This is a genomic window from Pseudoalteromonas sp. NBT06-2 (genome assembly GCF_002276045.1).
GTDB lineage: Bacteria > Pseudomonadota > Gammaproteobacteria > Enterobacterales > Alteromonadaceae > Pseudoalteromonas.
The window spans coordinates 40,897-61,002 of record NZ_NQMR01000001.1; the positions used below are offsets into that span (position 1 = coordinate 40,897).

At 33.8% G+C, this 20,106-nt stretch carries 16 protein-coding genes; 6 read left to right on the forward strand and 10 right to left on the reverse strand.

Annotation, left to right across the window (positions count from 1 at the left end; genetic code table 11):
- Positions 1-35: 35 nt before the first annotated feature.
- The gene (locus CJF42_RS00210) at positions 36-1,760 is read left to right on the forward strand and encodes an acetolactate synthase 3 large subunit (protein WP_095364739.1); all 1,725 of its coding nucleotides are present in this window, start codon (positions 36-38) and stop codon (positions 1,758-1,760) included.
- Positions 1,760-2,260: an acetolactate synthase small subunit gene (ilvN, locus tag CJF42_RS00215; protein WP_095364740.1), complete on the forward strand. Its 501-nt coding sequence runs from the start codon at positions 1,760-1,762 to the stop codon at positions 2,258-2,260. The genes CJF42_RS00210 and ilvN overlap by 1 nt, the downstream gene beginning before the upstream one ends.
- Positions 2,261-2,322: 62 nt before the next feature.
- Here the strand turns inward: ilvN and CJF42_RS00220 are convergent, their stop codons facing one another.
- The 4 genes from CJF42_RS00220 to CJF42_RS00235 all read right to left on the reverse strand — a co-directional run bounded on the left by CJF42_RS00220 (position 2,323) and on the right by CJF42_RS00235 (position 7,118).
- Positions 2,323-2,598, reverse strand: coding sequence for an HU family DNA-binding protein (locus CJF42_RS00220; RefSeq protein ID WP_095364741.1), 276 nt, complete (start codon positions 2,596-2,598; stop codon positions 2,323-2,325).
- A 774-nt stretch (positions 2,599-3,372) separates the two neighbouring features.
- Positions 3,373-5,442: a GumC family protein gene (locus CJF42_RS00225; protein WP_095364742.1), complete on the reverse strand. Its 2,070-nt coding sequence runs from the start codon at positions 5,440-5,442 to the stop codon at positions 3,373-3,375.
- Positions 5,443-5,445: 3 nt separating this feature from the next.
- Positions 5,446-5,970, reverse strand: coding sequence for a polysaccharide biosynthesis/export family protein (locus tag CJF42_RS00230; RefSeq protein WP_095364743.1), 525 nt, complete (start codon positions 5,968-5,970; stop codon positions 5,446-5,448).
- Positions 5,964-7,118 carry a hypothetical protein gene (locus tag CJF42_RS00235; RefSeq protein ID WP_095364744.1) on the reverse strand — a complete coding sequence of 385 codons (1,155 nt, stop codon included), beginning with the start codon at positions 7,116-7,118 and terminating at the stop codon, positions 5,964-5,966. Before CJF42_RS00235 ends, CJF42_RS00230 begins: the two co-directional genes overlap by 7 nt.
- 382 nt (positions 7,119-7,500) lie before the next feature.
- Here CJF42_RS00235 and CJF42_RS00240 point away from each other — a divergent pair, with 382 nt between their 5' ends.
- A complete protein-coding gene (locus CJF42_RS00240) occupies positions 7,501-10,476 on the forward strand; it encodes a TonB-dependent receptor (protein WP_095364745.1) in 2,976 nt (991 codons plus the stop codon).
- Positions 10,477-10,590: 114 nt separating this feature from the next.
- Here the strand turns inward: CJF42_RS00240 and rimO are convergent, their stop codons facing one another.
- Entirely contained in the window at positions 10,591-11,997 is a 1,407-nt protein-coding gene (gene rimO, locus CJF42_RS00245) for a 30S ribosomal protein S12 methylthiotransferase RimO (protein WP_095364746.1), read from the reverse strand.
- Between the two features lie 1,061 nt (positions 11,998-13,058).
- Between rimO and CJF42_RS00250 the strand changes: the two genes are divergently transcribed.
- Positions 13,059-13,517: a hypothetical protein gene (locus CJF42_RS00250; RefSeq protein ID WP_095364747.1), complete on the forward strand. Its 459-nt coding sequence runs from the start codon at positions 13,059-13,061 to the stop codon at positions 13,515-13,517.
- On the opposite strand, the gene CJF42_RS00255 is transcribed toward CJF42_RS00250, so the two are convergent.
- Complete coding sequence (locus CJF42_RS00255) at positions 13,514-15,595, reverse strand: tetratricopeptide repeat protein (protein WP_095364748.1); 2,082 nt, start codon at positions 15,593-15,595, stop codon at positions 13,514-13,516. The two genes, CJF42_RS00250 and CJF42_RS00255, sit on opposite strands and share 4 nt — an antisense overlap.
- Positions 15,596-15,747: 152 nt before the next feature.
- Positions 15,748-16,260: a hypothetical protein gene (locus CJF42_RS00260; protein WP_095364749.1), complete on the reverse strand. Its 513-nt coding sequence runs from the start codon at positions 16,258-16,260 to the stop codon at positions 15,748-15,750.
- A 310-nt stretch (positions 16,261-16,570) separates the two neighbouring features.
- Here CJF42_RS00260 and CJF42_RS27060 point away from each other — a divergent pair, with 310 nt between their 5' ends.
- Together CJF42_RS27060 and CJF42_RS00270 are read left to right on the forward strand one after the other, a co-directional pair.
- The gene (locus tag CJF42_RS27060) at positions 16,571-16,735 is read left to right on the forward strand and encodes a hypothetical protein (RefSeq protein ID WP_170940409.1); all 165 of its coding nucleotides are present in this window, start codon (positions 16,571-16,573) and stop codon (positions 16,733-16,735) included.
- Between the two features lie 45 nt (positions 16,736-16,780).
- Positions 16,781-17,083 (forward strand): GNAT family N-acetyltransferase, encoded by a 303-nt coding sequence (locus CJF42_RS00270; protein ID WP_095364750.1) that lies wholly within the window; start codon positions 16,781-16,783, stop codon positions 17,081-17,083.
- Between the two features lie 183 nt (positions 17,084-17,266).
- Here CJF42_RS00270 and CJF42_RS00275 read toward each other — a convergent pair whose 3' ends face one another.
- The 3 genes from CJF42_RS00275 to CJF42_RS00285 form a co-directional block, all read right to left on the reverse strand.
- Positions 17,267-17,668 (reverse strand): hypothetical protein, encoded by a 402-nt coding sequence (locus tag CJF42_RS00275; protein ID WP_252097482.1) that lies wholly within the window; start codon positions 17,666-17,668, stop codon positions 17,267-17,269.
- Between the two features lie 322 nt (positions 17,669-17,990).
- Complete coding sequence (locus CJF42_RS00280) at positions 17,991-18,686, reverse strand: alpha/beta fold hydrolase (protein WP_095364752.1); 696 nt, start codon at positions 18,684-18,686, stop codon at positions 17,991-17,993.
- Positions 18,687-18,738: 52 nt separating this feature from the next.
- Positions 18,739-19,392 (reverse strand): DUF2063 domain-containing protein, encoded by a 654-nt coding sequence (locus tag CJF42_RS00285; RefSeq protein WP_095364753.1) that lies wholly within the window; start codon positions 19,390-19,392, stop codon positions 18,739-18,741.
- Positions 19,393-20,106 lie beyond the last annotated feature (714 nt).

A 20,106-nucleotide genomic window follows, 5' to 3' on the forward strand; every position in this document is an offset into this window, starting at 1 on the left:
TTTTTTTGCCTATTTTTAGGGAATGAGGAAACATAATGAGTAATCAAAAAATGTCAGGGGCGGCGTTGGTAATTAAAGCCCTAAAAGAATTAAAAACAGAGTATATTTTTGGCTACCCTGGCGGGTCTGTTTTAGATATATATGATGCACTGTTTGTTCAAGATGATGTAAAACATATTCTAGTACGTCATGAACAAGCAGCAACACATATGGCTGACGGCTACTCACGTGCAACTGGTGAGGTAGGTGTTGTTCTTGCTACTTCAGGCCCAGGAGCTACAAATTGTGTCACAGGCATCGCGACGGCTTATATGGACTCTATCCCTATGGTTGTCTTATCAGGTCAGGTTCCTACAAGTTTAATAGGAGATGATGCCTTCCAAGAAACGGATATTGTTGGTTGTTCACGTCCTATAGTTAAGCATAGCTTCAATTGTAGAGATGCAAAAAAAATACCGGAGATAATTGCAAAGGCATTTTATTTAGCCAAATCAGGTCGCCCAGGCCCAGTTGTTATAGAACTGCCTAAAGATATTTTAAATCCTGAATTAAAATTTGATTTTATTATGCCGCAAAAAATAAAAATGCGTTCATATAATCCGACATCGAAAGGTCATCCAAAACAAATTAAAAAAGCAATTTCAGCAGTACTAAATGCAAAAAAACTGGTGATATATTCTGGTGGTGGTGTTGTATTGTCAGATACTGCAGAGCATTTAACACATCTAGTAGAGTCACTCAACGCCCCCATCACAAACACACTAATGGGTTTAGGTGGGATTGCTGGAACACATCCTAACTTTATTGGTATGTTAGGTATGCATGGTTCACTGGAAGCAAACAAAAGCATGGCTGGTGCCGATGTTATATTAGCGTTAGGTGTGCGATTCGATGACCGGGTAACTAATAATGTAAATAAGTTTTGCCCTAATGCTACAATCGTACATGTGGATGTAGATCCCACCTCAATATCAAAAACAATCCAAGCTCATGTTCCCGTTGTTGGTGATCTAAGAACCGTATTTGAACAACTACAAACCGAAATAGATAAGAGTGAAATACAAATTGATCGTGCAGCACAAGAAGATTGGTGGCGCCAAATAAATAACTGGCGTGATCAAAAGTGCATGAGTTATTCAAAAGATTCTGACAAAATAAAACCTCAAACAGTCATTGAAGCTTTATATAAAGTAACTAAGGGTGAGGCATATATCAGTTCCGATGTTGGGCAACATCAAATGTTTGCTGCTCAGTATTATCCATTTGCAAAACCAAGACAGTGGATCAATTCTGGTGGATTAGGCACTATGGGGTTTGGTCTACCCGCTGCTATGGGTGTAAAACTGGCTTTTCCTGAAAAAGAATCAGTTGTTGTTACAGGCGATGGTTCAATACAAATGAATATACAAGAATTATCAACATGTATGCAATATGGGCTACCAGTAAAAATTGTATCTCTGAATAACCGCTCACTGGGTATGGTCCGTCAGTGGCAAGATATGGTTTACTCGGGCAGACATTCTTTTTCATATATGGACTCTCTTCCAGACTTTGTAAAATTAGCCGAAAGTTATGGACATGTTGGTATGCGCGTAGATCATATTGATGAACTGGATCCGGCTTTAGAAAAAGCAATGTCAATAAAAGATACATTAGTATTTATTGATATTAATATAGATGAAACAGAACATGTATACCCAATGCAAATAAAAACAGGTGCTATTGATGATATGTGGCTTAAGAAAGGAGTTAAAGCATAATGCGTCGTATTTTATCCATTATTTTAGAAAATGAGCCTGGTGCCTTATCACGTATTATCGGCTTGTTCTCACAACGTGCATATAATATTGACAGTTTAACCGTTGGTACAACTGATGATAAATCAATTTCTCGTATTACTATCACAACTCAAGGGAGTGAAAAGGTACTAGAACAAATCACAAAGCAAGTTAATAAGCTTGTTGATGTGTTAAAAATTATTGATTTAACCGAAGTCAGTCATATAGAACGTGAATTGATACTCATAAAAGTGATTGCAGCAAATGAAAAGTCTAGAGCTGCTGTAACTCGCGTAACCGATGTTTTTGGGGGCTCTATTCTTGATATGGGAAAATCAACTTATACTTTACAGCTTGTCAGTAGCACTGAAAAACTGGCATCTTTTATAGACTCACTGAAAAATGAAACTGATATTATAGAAGTTGTTAGATCTGGTGCTCTGGGTTTGAACCGTGGTGATAAAGCTTTAAGGGTTACTTAAACACCCTATGTTATTATAAAAAGGCTTGATTCTACCAAGCCTTTAAAATTAAATACAAAAAATTAAGTGTTAACTGTATCTTTTAATGTTTTACCAGCTTTAAACCCAGGAACATTTGCAGCTGCTATTTGAATTTCAGCACCTGTTTGTGGGTTACGTCCTGTTCTAGCTGCACGTTCTTTTACTGAAAATGTGCCAAAACCGACTAAAGCAACTGAGTTACCTTCTTTCAATGAATCAGATACAGCGCCTGTAAATGCATCAAGGGCTCGGCTTGCCGCTGCTTTTGAAATTTCTGCGTCTTCTGCGATTTTATCAACTAATTGTGATTTGTTCATCTTAGAGTTCCTATCTTTATTATTTTAACCTTTTGTTGAACCTATATTTATGTATTTTTAAAGAGTTAGCAATAGCTAATGTAAACTTTTTCGATGAAATACAAAATTTAGTTACATATTTTCTCTAAAATAGGGAAACGTGCGTGAAAATAATACTCTAGTTAGCTCAATCCCCATATAACACCCCACTAAGCTTATTACTGGAAGCATCTGTAAAATAAATAAATATGTAACATTAGCCATAGAAATTCCTTTCAAAATTTAGGTACATAAATCAATATTGATAATGTTTTAAAATATCAATATATACTTAGTCGTAAATTTTATTTAAAAGGTTTAAATTTCTGATTTGAATGCATCATAAATGGTGCTTGAAGCTAATTTTTGTACCCTATTCATAGATAGCGTCCTTATCTATTGGGATCGCTTTTATACCAAAGACACTTCAAAATGCGTGTTTCAGTACTGCTGAGTTAGACTCATCTTTGTATCAATGGTTGCTCCCTTAAAATAAGATGTACCGGCAATAAACTCCGGCATTGCTCTAGTACCCGCATCCATGTTCGCTCAGAAGTCCCCGATGGGTTGGTTTAGAAGCGCTATAAGCTGCGTTATTGATATTGAAAAGGGACTAACCATTCTCTGCAATCAATGTATTGATTAAAGCGTTTCTAATACCAACTGAATCCTGCATCTTCAAGTGGTTTGGGTATATAACTTTCCAGAGTTTTTTGTCTTCACCATGATGTGGAATGCTATTCATAAGCTTGATAATCAATATGCTCTTTTAGTTGAGCCGTAATAATAGTTTTGTTTATCATATTTGACCCGATTCAAAATGACACCATTTATCTTTGTATCTGATTGATTTAGTAATTCTAAATCATGATTTACTTTAGCTACTGAGTTTTTTTGAATATCAACAACAAGTATGAGCCCACCTACATGTTTACTTATCATAAGCGCATCACTCACAGAAAGAATTGGAGGGCACTCTAATATGACACGATCATACTTATTTTGTAGTGCTTTAAGTAAATTTTCGAATCGTTTCATAGATAAAAATAATAATGGGTTCATAGGTCTCAATCCAGAAGCTAATACATCTACGTTAATATTTTCATCTTTAAATATACATTCATCAAAAGTATGCGTTTGCGCTAATATATTTGTTAAGCCTGGTCTATGCCTTGGTTCATTAAGCGCTACCGCAATAGAAGGATCTCTCAAATCAGCATCTATAATAATCACATTTTCTAATTCTGAAAATGACTTAGCTAACTGTAAACAAGTACTTGATTTCCCCTCATTAGGAGTTAATGAACTTACTGCAATCAATTTTTGTTTATTAAGCTCTCTATCTAAATAGATTTTAGTGCGAATAGAGCGGATACATTCTTCGTAAATTTCAAATTGTTTACCATTACCAGAAATAATAGGAAGTGATTTATTTTTACCACGACGCTTAACCTTAGGGATCTCACCAATAACTTTATAGCCATAATGATGTGCAATTTGGCGGAACTTTCGATGCGCATCAGCAAAAAAATGTAATATAATCACAAGCAATACCGATAACATAAAACCCATAACTAAAGATAATACCGATAATAATGCTTTTTTAGGTTTTATAGGATGTCTAGGTGTCACAGCCGGATCAACCACAATGATCCCTCCTCCTCTGTTTATATCATTTAATAATTCAGCTTCTTTTTGTTTTGCTGTTATAGATGCGAGTAGTGCTATATTAGCATCTATATTTCTTTTAATTTTATCAAAGTTAATTCTTTTGGTAATTGCTAGTTCTAGCTTTTCATTCGCTTTTTGTATTTTTAAATTAATTGCTTTTATTAAATGCTCAACTTCATCCATACGAATTGTATACTTATTGATTACAGTCTTTATTTCTGATTTTATCTGCGCTTTTGTGTCAAATATTTTATTTTCAATAGCTTGATATTTCGGGTGCTTATGTAAATATCGGAGTTTTATTTGCGATAATTTTGCTTGCTGTGTTGACTCTTGTTGTGTAAGTAAGATAATCATTTTTGAATTTGCAACTTCAAAAATGTTCATTATTTGTTCATGATTACTATTTGCAAATAGCAATTTATTGCCAATTCTATTTAGTTTTTCATGCTCTAATTTAAGTAGACGTAATTCTTTATATAATTGACTAATTTCAAGTTTTGATAATTCGACTAAACTTGTGATATCAACGACATTATTCTTAGCTCTATATTGCTTTAGGTTATCTTCTTCTTGCAGTAATTTATTTTTTACATCTTCTATTTTAGAATTGATCCAATCACCACTTTTCTCATTATCGTGACGCATTAAATTTGCTTGATAACTTACAAAGTTATTAGCAATTGTATTTACAACCAGTGCAGTAAATGAAGGAAACTCACTTTCATAAGAAATTTCCAACATATTAGTTCTAGATACAGTGCTAATTTTCAAATTTTTCAGGAGTTGAACTTCATCCCATTTCTGCTGGCTTGAAGCATGTAGTAATGCAGACGTATCATCAAGTAACAGAATAATCTCTTTTGCAAATTGTTTAGATTTTAATAACTTAATTGTCGTGTCTAATTCTTCGTTTGATGAAGAAGCACCTGACATAATAGATTGCAAAGGGTTACTGGCTTTATCTCCTTTGACCATAACTGTTGTAGATGCAGTATAAACTTCAGGCATTTCATCAATAACAACAAAACCTGCAACAAATGTCGAAAACGTCACAATCAAAATAAACCATTTTTTCATCCAGAAAAGTGAAATAAGATCGGATAGATCTATTTCATCATCTATGGGTTTAAAGTTGCTTTCTTGTTGCAGCATATATTAAAAAAAACTTTTTTCTATTTTAATGACGTCACCGGGTAAAATGATTGTTGAATATTTAGCTAGAAATGTCGCTTTATCTATACCTCTTTGAATTGTCCACTTTTTACGCGAGGCCCTATCTTTTAATCCACCTGAAAGTGCAATAACTTGCTCTAAAGTAATATCTGGTTGGTATTTATAACTGCCAGGATTTCTCACTTCTCCATAAATAAAAAAAGGTCGATAACTTGATACTTGAATAGAGACACTTGGTGATACAAGGTAGCCATCTTTGAGTCGTTTTTCTAAATGAGATTTGGCTTCTTTTTGTGTTAAGCCACTTAAGTTAACACTGCCTAAAAGAGGAAAGTCGACTATACCTTGTTGACTGATTTGTCCTGAATAAGCCAGATCATTTTCTTGATAAACCGAAATAGATAAACTATCGCCAGGACCAAACTCGTATCCTTGAGAAATCCCTAAACCATAGCTAGGAATAGCAATAAAAAAGCAGAGTGAAAAAAGTAAAATATAATTTACCATGTGTACTCCAACACCATATTGAGACTTAATTGGTCAACTTTAATATCGTTATCTTTTATATTACTAAATGTGGTTAAATAATTGCTGATCTTCTGAAATTGAACATCCGATTGAAATTTCATGCCTTCAATAAATAACCAAGTCCAAGATAATGAAACCAAGTCTTTGTTATACTCACGAAATTTTTGTTCAAATTTTTGTTTTTTTCTTTTTAAGATCAGATTTAACAATTGATTTTTCGATAATTTATGAGACCAATTAATTTGGTATTCTGTATTTAGCTGCGTCAAGGTTTCATTAGCAAATGAAATTTGTGAACTTTGCGAAGTAGATATGCTCACCTGATTCTGCTCTGATATCAACCAAGTATCGGATGCTCTCCAAAAATTACCATCGCTTATTTCATCTCCCTTTCTTTTATAAATACCCGCAATAACATTGAGTTTGTGAGAACCTCCTAAATTGTTAGAAAAGCCGAGGCCAAATTCCTGTAAATCAGTTTTGTTGCCGGCTCTGTTACCTTGACTCATTTTAGCATTAACTAGAAAATAGGTATCCTCACTCACACGATGCCCATAAGTAGATGAAATCATTAATGTATCATTTTTTGATAACTCAGATTCTTTAAATTTTTGTGAATTGTTAGTAAATGCAAAGCTTAAATCAATGAATCGGTTTTTATGATCTCTTCCGAAGTTTAAATTAAATTGAGCGAGTTCGTTATTTAAAGTAATTAATGAATTGTCAGGTTCAACAAATTCAGCGCCTTCTTGGCCAGAAAAGGTTTCATTTTTAGATTTCTTTAAAATGAAATCTACAGAAGTTTCATCTGAAATAAAAAAGTGAATATTAGGAGTGATAGAATAATCTATTGAGTTTAGTTGTGATTGCTCTAAATAAGACTCTTGAATTAATGTTATAGGAAGAGAAACAGCAAAGCCTTCAAACAATTTTAATATATGATAATTTGCGCTCATACGGCCCAAACTATCAGTAATTTGATTTGTAGTTTGATTATATAAATTATCTGTATGCTCTATTGAATAAGAAGTTTTAAACTCATTGATTTCCTTATCCCAAACGACATTTGCTTGGACTAAACTACTTAACAATAAAATCCAAATACTACATGCTGCGAATAACTTCAAAATACTCTCTTGCAATGTTAGAACTTAAAAAGTGTGTAAAATATCATTATGTTACAAGTATAATACATTTGAGACTATAAACATACTAGGTGTTACCGCCAAACATACTAGGTGTTATCGCCAAACATACTAGGTGTTATCACCAAACATACGCCACAAATAATGATGCCTTTAATAATACTCATGATTTTAAAAGAAAATATATAAAATCATTCTTTCCTTGTTTTATATTTCAATTAATAAAAATACAGCAAATAAAAACTCATTCATTATAAAAAACACAAAAAATCTTTACTTGTTACCTCATGGTAACATATATTCACATTTAAATATATTGTATACAATATATTTAAATGTGAATTTTATTTAGGGAAGCTTAAAAATGAAAAATAATAATTTTAAAATAAAAGCAACTGCATTAGCTGTTGCCACTGTATTATTGGTTACCCCCTTATCGACATTAGCTGTGGATGCATTTAATGGTGTTGTTAAAGGAAGTATTAATACAAGTAATAATCAAATGGCTGCAGGCGCTATTATTACTCTAAAACATAAAGGCAAAGGCATAACGCGTAAAGTTACAGTTGAGCAAGACGGCAGTTATGTTTTACGTAAGTTACCAGTAGGCCATTGGACTATGTCAATTGAGAAAGATGGTTATCAACTCATTCAAGAACAAGATGTACATGTAAAAATTGGTTCTAATTTTATATATAACGGTTTATTAATACAAAGTGGCACTGATATTGAGAGAATAGCAGTATCAGGAAGTAAAATATCAAGAGTAAATACATCATCTTCAACTAGTGGTATTACAGTGACAAGTGATGAGTTAGCATATTTACCGGTTGATAACGGTTTTGAAAATATCGCTTTACTCTCTCCTGGGGCTGGCGCAAACTCAGAGTTCGACGCTGCAAGTATTGGCGGCGCATCTTCAGCTGAAAATGGCTATTACCTTAATGGGTTAAACGTAACTTCTATCCGTCGTGGTATCGGCTCCATAGATCTACCATTTGAAGCAATTGCACAAACAGAAATAAAAAATGGTGGCGTAGAACCCGAATTTGGTGGTGCGATGGGTGGCATTGTTAATACAATTTCAAAATCTGGTAGTAATGAATTTGAATTTGGCATGCAGTTAAGAACAGATCCAGACGTTACAAGAAGCCAACATAATAATTTAATGTTATCTGATGGGACTATTGCAGGTTATGGTGCAAGTGAAGATGACAAAGAAACTTACAATGAAGCAAGAATTTGGGTTAGTGGCGCATTAATTGACGATAAATTATTTGCATATGCTTTATTTTCTCCTCAGAGAAATAATTATGAAAATGCAAAAACGACGACATTAAATGATGGTAGAGAAGATTCAGATCAATGGTTTGCAAAATTAGATTATTATATTAATGATAACCATTCTATCGAATTAACAGGTATTAACTTTGAAAATAATGGTTCAGGTAAATCTTACACATACGAATCTCTAGCCAGTACTCAAGGTGAATATAAAGGTGATTACAAAGAAAAATCTGGTGGTCAAGTATATGGTGTTAAATATACAGGTTTATTAACAGATGATATCTCTATTGATGTAATTGCAGGTAGAACAAAAGAAAATGACTACAACAGTGCAACTAGCTCATTACCTTCAGTAAATGATGAACGAAGCGGCTCATCAGTTACACTAAGTGATCATACTTCAAGTACAATTACTGATGGTACTTATATTCGAGACCAGTTCCGGGTTGATTTAAATTGGGACCTTGAAGATCACTCCTTAAAATTTGGTTTAGATAGCTACGATATTAATGTGAACTATGCAGAGACCCAAAATGGTGCCGGCGATGCTAAAGGTTGGTGGACTATTGCAACAGCAGGTGAAGCAGATCGTTCAGGTCAAATGAGCAGCGAAGATTACGTAGAACAGCGTATTCGTACAACTTTCACAGATTCTAAAGTATCTTCAATGGCACTTTACGCACAAGATTCATGGCAAGTTAATGATGAATTAGTGCTTAACTTAGGTGTACGTGTATCAAATATTTCAAATACAGTATCTGATGGTCGTAAATATGTAGATATCAAAAACCAAATCGCACCCCGTTTACAAGCAATTTATGATGTATCAGGTGATGGTACTGCAAAAGTATTTGCAACATTTGGTCGCTACTTTCAACCAGTTTCTGCCAATATGAATATTAAACAAGGTGCCACGCAAAGAGAAACTTTGGATTATTATGAATTAGGTGAGGTAGATGCGAATGGTACACCTATTTTATTAGCGGATGGTTCACCATCTCGTGGTGGTGCTTTACGCGATACATTTGTGCGCCAAGCAGGTATTGATGATCCTAACCTGATTGTTTCTGACAATTTAGATAGCATGTATTCTGATGAATTTACTTTAGGTTACCAACAAGAAGTGTTTAACGGTGATATGACATTAGGTGTTCGTGCCACTTATAGAGAACTAAAACGCTCAGTAGAAGATACTGATGTAGGTCCAGTGCTACGTAAATGGTTTGAAGAAAATGGTGTAACTGATGAAGTTGGCCAATGGGGTTATTATGTTTTATTAAACCCTGGCGCAGATCTAAATATGATTTATGATTTTGATCAAGATGGTACAGCTGAAAATATTAACATTTCAGCATCTGAATTAGATTTACCAACACCAAAAAGAAAATATGGTTCACTTGAATTTACATTAGACGGTTCAGTAACTGAAGATTTAACAATTAACTCTTCTTATACTTGGTCTCATAGCTGGGGTAATACAGAGGGACTAGTTAAAACGGATAATGGTCAAGCAGATCCTGGTTGGACAACATCATACGATTACGGCGATTTAATGGATCACAGCAGTGGTGATTTACCAAATGATAGACGCCACTCATTTAAAGTAAGTGGCTCATACCGTATTACTGACGATTTATCTTTAGGTTTTGCAAGCAGAATTAACTCTGGTACACCTGTGAGTAAATTAAGCTGGCATCCATTTGATCAAGGTCGTTGTACTGAAGGTAATATCTGGGATTCATGTATTAGTTACTATTACGATGACGCGTCTTTCTATGATGCAGATGGTAACCCTGCGCCTCGTGGTTCAGCTGGCCGCACGCCTTGGACAAAAGAAATTGATTTATCATTACTTTATCAAACAGAAATATTTGATGGTAATTTAAGCCTTAAAGCATCTATCTATAACTTATTTAATGAAGATACTGCGACTTCGTATATCCAAAAACATCAGGCGAATTCAGACAGTAACGCAGTTAATGCTGAATGGGGCACTACAAATCGACGTTTAGCATCACGATACATGTCTTTAACAGCAAGATATATTTTCTAATATTTCCCATATCATTTGTTGTCAAAGCCCCCGAAAGGGGGCTTTTTAGGCTCAGTAAATAATAAAAAAACGGCCAATAATGACCGTTATTTATAATTCACTTGCTGAGTTTAATTAAACTAAGTCACCCCATAAATCATATTCATCAGCATGTGCAATTTTAACAGTAACCATATCACCAGCTTCTAGTGTTGTTTCACCGTTTAAATAAACAACACCATCAATTTCTGGAGCATCCGCATAAGTTCGACCAATTGCGCCCTCCGAATCAACTTCATCGATTAATACTTGCATGGTTTGTCCGATACGCTTTTGTAATTTAGCATGACTAATAGCCTGCTGTTTTAGCATAAAGCGTTCAAAGCGATCTTGCATGATGTCTTCAGCGACAGGATCAGCAAGTTCATTTGCTTTTGCACCTTCAACTGGCGAGTATTTAAAACACCCTACCCTGTCTAACTGGGCTTCATCTAAAAAATCTAATAACATTTGGAAGTCTTGTTCGGTTTCACCAGGAAAACCCACTATAAAAGTTGATCGGATCACAAGTTCAGGGCAAATTTCTCGCCATTTTTTAATACTTTCTAATACACGTTCAGCTTTACCTGGGCGCTTCATCATTTTTAAAATACGTGGACTTGCATGCTGAAATGGAATATCTAAATAAGGTAACAGTTTACCTTCAGCCATTAAAGGGATCACATCATCAACATGCGGATATGGGTATACATAATGTAAACGCACCCAAATGCCCATTTTAGATAGCGCTTTACACATGTTTAACATGTCGGTTTTAACTGGCATACCATTCCAAAAACCCGTTTTTGATTTAACATCTACACCATAAGCACTAGTATCTTGGCTGATCACCAATAACTCTTTTACGCCTGCATTTTTTAAACGCTCAGCTTCAGATAGCACATCACCTATCGATTTTGAAACAAGCTTGCCACGCATATCTGGAATAATACAAAAAGTACATTTGTGGTTACAGCCTTCAGATATTTTTAAATAAGCAAAATGTTTAGGCGTAAGTTTTACACCTTGATCCGGCACTAAGTCTGTAAAAGGGTTATGTTTAGGTTGTGGCGCAAATTCATGCACATGATCCATTACATTTTCATATGCATGTGGTCCTGTAATACCTAAGACACCAGGGTGAACTTCTTTTATCTCATCTTCTCTAGCACCTAAACAACCTGTTACGATTACCTTACCGTTTTCTTCAAGTGCTTCACCAATCGTATCTAATGACTCTTGAACGGCACTATCTATAAAACCACAGGTATTTACAATAACAACATCTGCGCCATCATAACTACTAACAACCTCATAACCTTCAGTACGAAGTTGCGTTAAAATACGTTCTGAATCAACTAAGTTTTTAGGGCAGCCTAACGATACGAAAGAAACACTAGGAGCGCCTTCTACTTTTGGAGCTGTAAGCATGTTTGATTGTATTGTTTTAGAGGGAGTTTCTAAAGTTGTAGTCTGCTTTGGTGTAAATGTATTTACAGTCATCTTGCCTGCTAATTTAAATTAAGTAACGGTTTATTTTCGGATTATACAATAAATATAGCATAATTACATTTAAGCAAAAGTTGCCAGTTTTTCATAATATTTTGAAAAATATAATCAAAAAATTTCAATGTAAATTCAAGTGATACCACAATGCTTACATTATCCTGAAATATTTTTTATTACCTTTAATTACTTACATACCGTGTCATTTTAGGCTCATATATCATATAACTCTTTATGTAGACCTGGACATTGTATTAGATTCGATGACACGCAACATTAACCACTTGAAATTAATTATAAGTCAATGTTTTATAGGGTTTTTATAAAAATACCGACAGTTTTACTCGAAATACACACTAATATATAATTCAGTTTACTTACCTTTGCAGATACTATTTAAATGTGGCTCTGCTTGCCTTTTATTAACAAAACTAAAACATCGCTCATTGTGCCTGCGGGTTCTTTACATGAGCAGCCTTATTTACAAACACAAGCCAACATTTTTCCTCTGAAACTGATTGTTGACTCAAATCAAGTTTACTGGCTGAGAACTTTACGGGTTTTCCAAAGTGATTTATTGTGTTAACTAAGGCTATTAACCCAATTTTTTTACCTTATCTATTATTCGACTGTTCTCTGATTTCAATTTCGATAAATGAATTAGCCCTGTTGTGCGTATTGATATTCAGTGTTGCTAAATCAACAAGTGAGTTGCTTACACTCTACCATTAGCACTTTTCACATCATCAACATTTTTATTTAAATTCTATGATGTCAATATAGACAACAATATAATTGGGAACAGCAAAATATTCCATAGGGATAGTGGAATGTTAAATATCAAATAAAAATGGTATACCCATGTTACTTCAAAATGCATGTTCCTAAAGCCTGTTTAATTCTCGTTGAAATCGCACATTTTGAGGTGTTATGGGTATATATTCCTGATTTATATATAATAAATTTTCTTTGCCCTATTTTTACCCAAACAAAGTTTTACAGTTTTTCAATCAAAGGCTAGGGTATCTAGCAGAATAAAAAAGTGTTAGGAAAAAATGATGAAAAAAAACTATTTAATATTAATGACAGGGGCATTTATGGTCCTCAGTAACTATATCAGCGCCCATGAAGAACCTATAGAAAAGCAATGGTGTCAAGATGGTCACTTGGTGATATTTGGTGAATTTAAATTAACACCTAGGTATTTAGAAAGTTTTGTACAAGGTGATGATTGTGATTCTCAACTAGGAGGAGTTGAAACAAAAAGTTGTGGTCAGTTTGATGATGATTATTTTGGTGCTCGGGCTGCGGCAACACATTTATGTCATTCACTTTCCAGAAAAAGTGATGACGTGAGTCGGGTATCTTACTCTGACAAAGATACCATTAAACCTATTTTTAATGGTCCTGAAAGCATCAGAAATAGAAATGAAAACCATCACCAACTGTATTTGATCCAACAAGGTGTCAGTTTTTCCTGTGCTAAATGTATTTATGTATCAGATAAAACCTTTTAGAGTAAGGCTTGTGCCCTTAAATGTTGGCTAAGGGCAGCAAGCTTATCGTTTAAGGATAACTTGCATTCATCTGATAAGGTACATTCGGCAAGCACAAAGTGTGCAGTACGGATAACTTCCCGCCAACGAGGCTTTTTAGGTAAGGTTTTGAGCATTAAATATCTGTCCATGGAGCGGGTCCGTAAACGACCTTCATCTATTGATACTCGCCAAATGCCACTTCTTTCAGCTAATTCAATACGATTGCTTTTTGTCGCCAACTCCCATGCTTCAAGGCTGATTATCATTAAGTCAACTAGATGTTGATGAAATGTATGCTCACTCATAGCAGAAGAAACTAAAATATGTTCGTTTATATTATTTAAATTAAAGGCAAATAGGGTCAAATATTCATCATAATCGATAGTGGTTACCGTTAAATCTATTCCAGAATCGACATTATTCAATTTTACTTTTGGATAAAATTCATTATTAAATTCAACACCGCTATGCCAAACTTGCCAAAAATCTTGATTTGACTCCTGGATCAAGTCATCCATGGTTAAATTGATGATGTTTTTTTTTTTGATCTTGAGTAATTTACAGCATGCATTATTAATAAAGATGACTTGTTGGCTATTATTGATGATTAAAAGTGCTTGTTTTAACTCACCAAAAGCCGCACTTAACCTTCTATGATTAACACCTAATTTAGCAAATTGAGATCTATGCCAGTTTATTTCTGTATGCAGATTTTTTTCAATTAAGGCTCTTTTGTGTTTTTGCCAGAATATGAAACTGATACTGGTGATGGTAAATAATAAAAATATTATACTCAACAAAGCAAACTTGGCTCTTTGATTAATTAAAGTAAGTTGCTTTATTTCATTGTTTTTATTCAATAAAATTATTTTTTGTGTTTGTTGATCAAACTCAAATCCAGCTCTAGTGGTCACTAATTCGTTATTAAAATTCAGTTTATAATTAGCTAATGCCGCAGTGGTATATAGTGCTTGGTATTCAAAAGCAGCCTTAAATTGATTGAATTTTACGGCATTTTCAATTAATGCATGGTAAAGGGCCAAGGTATGTATAATATCATTTTGTTCTTTAGAAAATTTTACTCCTGCCAATAAAATCGCCTGGGCTTGCTGGTATTGGCCTTGTGCACTGAGTAAACGGCCTAAATTTAGTTTTAATGCGGTAGAGTGGGCTGAAGGCCCCAAAATCAAATCTATTGCCTGAGCTTGGTTAAGGTACTTTGCTGCAGCGGCGAGTTTGCTGTTGTTTATTTGGGTTTCAGATAATAATAATAATAATCTGAGACTTGCGACCTGATTTTTTTTCTGTTCGAAAAAATGAAAAGACTGAATAAATACATTTAATGCAGCGTCATAAGATTTATCCGCTAAAAATATCAATCCTAAATTTTCTTTAGAATGTGCCATTCTGGCTGGTAAATTTAATGTTTCATAGATATTAATTGCCCTTTGATAAAAATCCTGAGCTTCAGGCCATAGCTGCATCTTACGATAAACGGAACCTAAATTATTTAAGGTCACGGCAATACCTTGCTGAGAACCTAATTTTTTTTTAATTTTTAAACTTTTATTATACGCCAAGATCGCTTGGCTGTATTTTGCCATAGCTAGGTAAGCAGTTCCGATATCGGCTTGTATTTTTGCAAACATGGCTTCATGGATGTCGCTTTTAATTAAAGCGGCTGCCTTTTTGAAAAATAATAATGATTTAGGAAAGAGTCCTTCTCGGTAATACAAAATACCCAAGCGACGTTGTAGATTAAAGTTTTGTTGGTAGGTTAATGTATCCGCAGAATAATGCGTCATACTGGCAAACAATTTGTGGGCGTTTTCATAACTTCCCTGATGTGTATACAGTGCAAGTAATTTTAATCTAATATTAAAATCAGCTTGAGTAGAGTTTTTATTAATTTTTAGTAATTGTTCACAATTTCTAATTTGATTATTGATATTATTATTTAAGTGTAAACAATCTTCAGAATTTGCCAAACTTGGTGCTGAAGAGATTAAAATAGATAAATATATAAAAAAACTTCTTAAATATCCGGATGAAAACATAATTGATACGTTTTTTATTCTTTGTATTAACAATGTATCATTTTGTCGGATCTCATGCGAGAGAAGAAATGCTCTAAGTGCATGATATGCCGCTTATATCAATAAACGGCATATGATTTATAACTCTTTAATATTAAATTGATATTGCTTTGTTATTTACGTTTATCATTTTCGTTGGGTAACCAAAAATATTCAATATTTTTAATTTCACTATATGGTTCAAAAATAATACCTCCGACATCAGGCTCAAAGCGCTGTAATTCTTTATGGTGTGTCATAGGCGGAATGGTATAACATTTATTGAGTTTAAATTTAATGCCTTGACTGGTGAAATAATAACCCGGACCTACCATGTTTGTATAAGTATAGGGTGCATAAGGGTGTACACTTACTTGACCTGAACCTGGTACAGAGTAACCGCCAAACCCACCACCTCCACCTGCAAACGTATTGGCGTAATTATTTGTTGCCATTGCAGTAATATAATACTGAGGATCTGAAACACCACCTGGAATACTGCCAGTATAATTAGCTAAAATTTGAGCTTCACTCCAAGATACATTCGCTATTTGTACGATTGTGCCGCGGTGACACCAGGGAACAGCCTCTGCGACAGCAGATAAAAGTAAAGTACTACCCGCAATAGCCATTAAAATTTTATTCATATCATTTATCCTTCTCATTATTTTATTTTGCACACTTTAAATAAGTGTATTTTGAACAAAATGACTATTAATCAAAAAATAATAAGGGGGAATAAAAACACAAGGAGAGATAGGGAAAATATAAATATCTACCCATTTTTACCCGCTTTTTTCTTGTATACCCAAACCACTTCAAGATGCAGGATTCAGTTGGAATTAGAAATACTTTAGGCAAGGCATTGATTGAAGAACATGGTTATTCCCTTTTCAAAATCAATAACGCTACATAAAGTATTTATAAACCAACCTTACAGGGACTTCTGAGCAAATCATGCTCGTTGTTGCCTGCATGGATGTAGGTACTAGAGCAATGCAGGAGCATATTGCCGGTCCATCTTTTTTTAAGGGAGTAACCATTAATGCAAAGATGCGCCTAGATCATGAATTGCTCAGCAGTCCTGAACCTCACATCTTGAAGTGGCTTGGGTATAGGTAAATTGTCTCTAAAACATTTAAATGGTAACTCATATATTTATTTGAATTGGTATTAGCAGGAGCAAGCGAACTAAAATATCGTGAATACTCAGTATATCCGAATTATAACTATTGGCTAGACGGTATTTACGTACCTATAAAAGATTGTGGGAAAGGTATATCAACAGCATTAATCGAGTTTGCTAAAATAAAGGCGTTTGAGTTAAAAGTGTCAGCTATTTATCTTCGTTGTGAAGGTCATCTGGTGAAATTTTATGAAATCCATGGTTTTCAGGTTTTTTTTGGAGAAGAAACAAAGTTTATTATGGAGTTTAAAATTAACACATTACGAGAAGCCGGAGATCTTTAACCTTCACACCACTCATCATGCGCGTCCGTAATGTGGTCAAAGTGAAGCATACAAAGTCTCAAAAGTGATGCAAACCCCTCTATGTTTTGATCCATGTAACTAAAAATGCTTTACACTTTTTACGTAAAGTAACAACCGAAACGGGCGAATCTTGCTCACCTAACTTTTCAGCTCCCACATAGGTTAATTAAATCCTGAACTTATAGATAAAATTGGAAACTTATTTTCACCAAATGATACGGTGACTGTTTTCATTTCATTTGCTGTAAAATTTAATTTTAAAGCGGTAGGATTTGAACGCTCACCATTTGCAAATAATGCTAGTAAATGAGTTCTTTCGAGTATGCGATTTCCTGTTGCTTGATTTTTAACTGTTAATAAAGCCCACCGCTCACCTAATTCGTTACTCATAATAATATAATTGCGTAATTCAAAATCGCTTTGTTTAGGTTTTTCATTTTTATCATTGTCAAATGCAAACTCGACAGTATTTGATATAACACGATCTACTGTTAAAACTTCAGCTTCGTTTGCAAAACTTGAAATAGATAATATAAATAGTGATAAAAAAAAGGCTTTAAGCAAAATAAGCTCCATAAAATGCTATGTTGTATGTATTCAATATACACTTTTTCAAAATTTTTAATTCAGAAACAAAATTTACGCGCGTGTACGCGTCTATACGCGTCTATTTAATACGCGTCTATTTAATGCTATTTGTTTAGTTTAATCAACAACAATCCGCTGATAACTAATTAAACACCTCTAATTTTATCTGTATTGGAAATAATTTTCATCATCTTACTCATTAAATTTTGATACATAAAATGAAGTCACTTTTTACGGAGTAACAATTACTGAAACATCGATTATAAATAATGTAGTTTACCTCAAATAGTAGTAATTATCATTCTACTAACCAGTTCTCTATGTAGCCTTTTAATAATAAAGGCTGCTCTAACGGTAGCATATGTCCTGAACCAATCTGTTTTATTACTTTGGCGTTATCATTTAATTTATGGTAATTAGCTAACCATACTTTATTTATTAAAGTATCATATTCACTGAAATAAAATGTAATATCAATTTTTGTATTGATAAGTTTATTTGTTAAGTCAGCCCTGTTAGTTGTAACCAAAATTTGAGATAAAAATACTGACTCGCCTAATTGTTTGTCCATTGCTATAATTTTTTTAATTACCCGCTCATCTTGTTGATTCTCATCAACCATATTGGCTGCTTTTTTACGACTTATGCCAGAGTAGCCATATAGTTTTAACCATTCAACTGCGGTTTCTCTTTGTTTTAATTCATTATCATTAAGTTCACATGGTGTGTTTGAAATAATAAAGAGCTTTTTTACCCTATTAGGAAACTTTGTAGCAAAATAACAAGCAATATACCCACCCATTGAAAAGCCGATCAAATTCACTTTTTTGTTAGGTAATACACTTAGTAGTCCATCAGTTATTTCATCTATAGTGTCACCTGACGGCAGTTCAATATGATTTAGAGTGACTTCATCACAGATAACGTCTTGTAAATCATGCCATAACATTTCATTGCACATAGTACCTGGTAGTAAATAAACATCTGCTTTCATATGATTCCAATATGCACAGTTCCACTTCTGAATAAATTTATTTATAATTTAGCTAAAATGACTTTAACAGTCCTTGTGCTAACCAGCTATTGATATATTCAATTAAAATAGGTGCAATTTTTTCAGACGGTTGATTATTTACTAAACTTTGACATAACGCACTAAAATTCTGTTTTTGCTTTATCAAATCAAGTAAATCAAACTCTTCTTTTTCTAAGGCTTTATATTGGGTAACTTTATTTAGTGCTCGCCAAATAAGCCAAAAGTGAGGTTTATCAATATATGGACTTGGTGGTGTTGATTCATTTTTTAATGCTCGAAATGATTCAACTGCAGAGGTATTAAATTTAACTAGTTGAACACTGGAATGTAAATTTAATACTAACAAAGGCCAATCTGTTTGGGCTAAGTTTTCTAATTGTTCAGTTGTTAAAGTGACATCATCAGCTGCATCAAAAGCCATTAATAATAGTTGTTCAAACCTTGCGATATCTGCCAAAATAACATGCTCTTTAAAAGGTGCTTTATGAGATAAAAATAGTGGTAAGTTTTCAGTAAACCCTCTTAAAGAGTTATTTAAAGACGGATAATCAACCAAATAACCTTTGACCATTAAATCAAATAAATCGTCTCCAATATATTTCCCTAATTGTTGATGATCTTGTTGTGCTACCTGTTCAGCGAAAGCATTTGGTATATTTTGCAATAAATCCCAAACAGGGGTTTTGTTAACACCCCTCGAAATTAATCTTAAGGAAATTTTTTAATCATTCATAAGCTATGGTAATGAAAAATAACCAGAAGAAGGCCATCATTTTCGCTAGTCCAACCACCAAACGCATTAAAATACTCAATGAATCTTAAATAAATGAACTTTACGCCCTTGCAAATTTTAATCAAACAGACAGAGAAGATTACTTTTCCTTGGATAATGGGACTCAAAACAAGAGCTGGTAGCCCTTTAACACTTTATGAAAAAGTGCATCCTAAATCCGAATTAAATGCAGAGTATGCCCATCAGGAACGGTTGAATAACCTGGATCGATGTTTACCTGCATATTACCAACCTATCATATTCCGATGCGCTTTTTAAAACGTGGTGGTAAATCGTAATTTCCAAGAGATAAGAACTAACAGTAGAAAGCGAAAGATCCATGGTTACTCATCTTATTTACGTTTACAACCAACTCTCAGAGCTGGCTGTAAAGTATGAGGATTTAGGGGGAATTCGTGGAACTCCCTCAGCTATAAACCTATTTTTTCTAGTAAAATATGTCATTAAATTATTTATAAATTTAAATCAAATAAGTACAGACTGTGAAACCATAAACATAATATATCTTTTGTATATGTCTCTCTCAAAATTAAGTGTAATACCCGTGTAATATTTTTTCTTTCGTTAATCTTTTAGTCTGTGTTT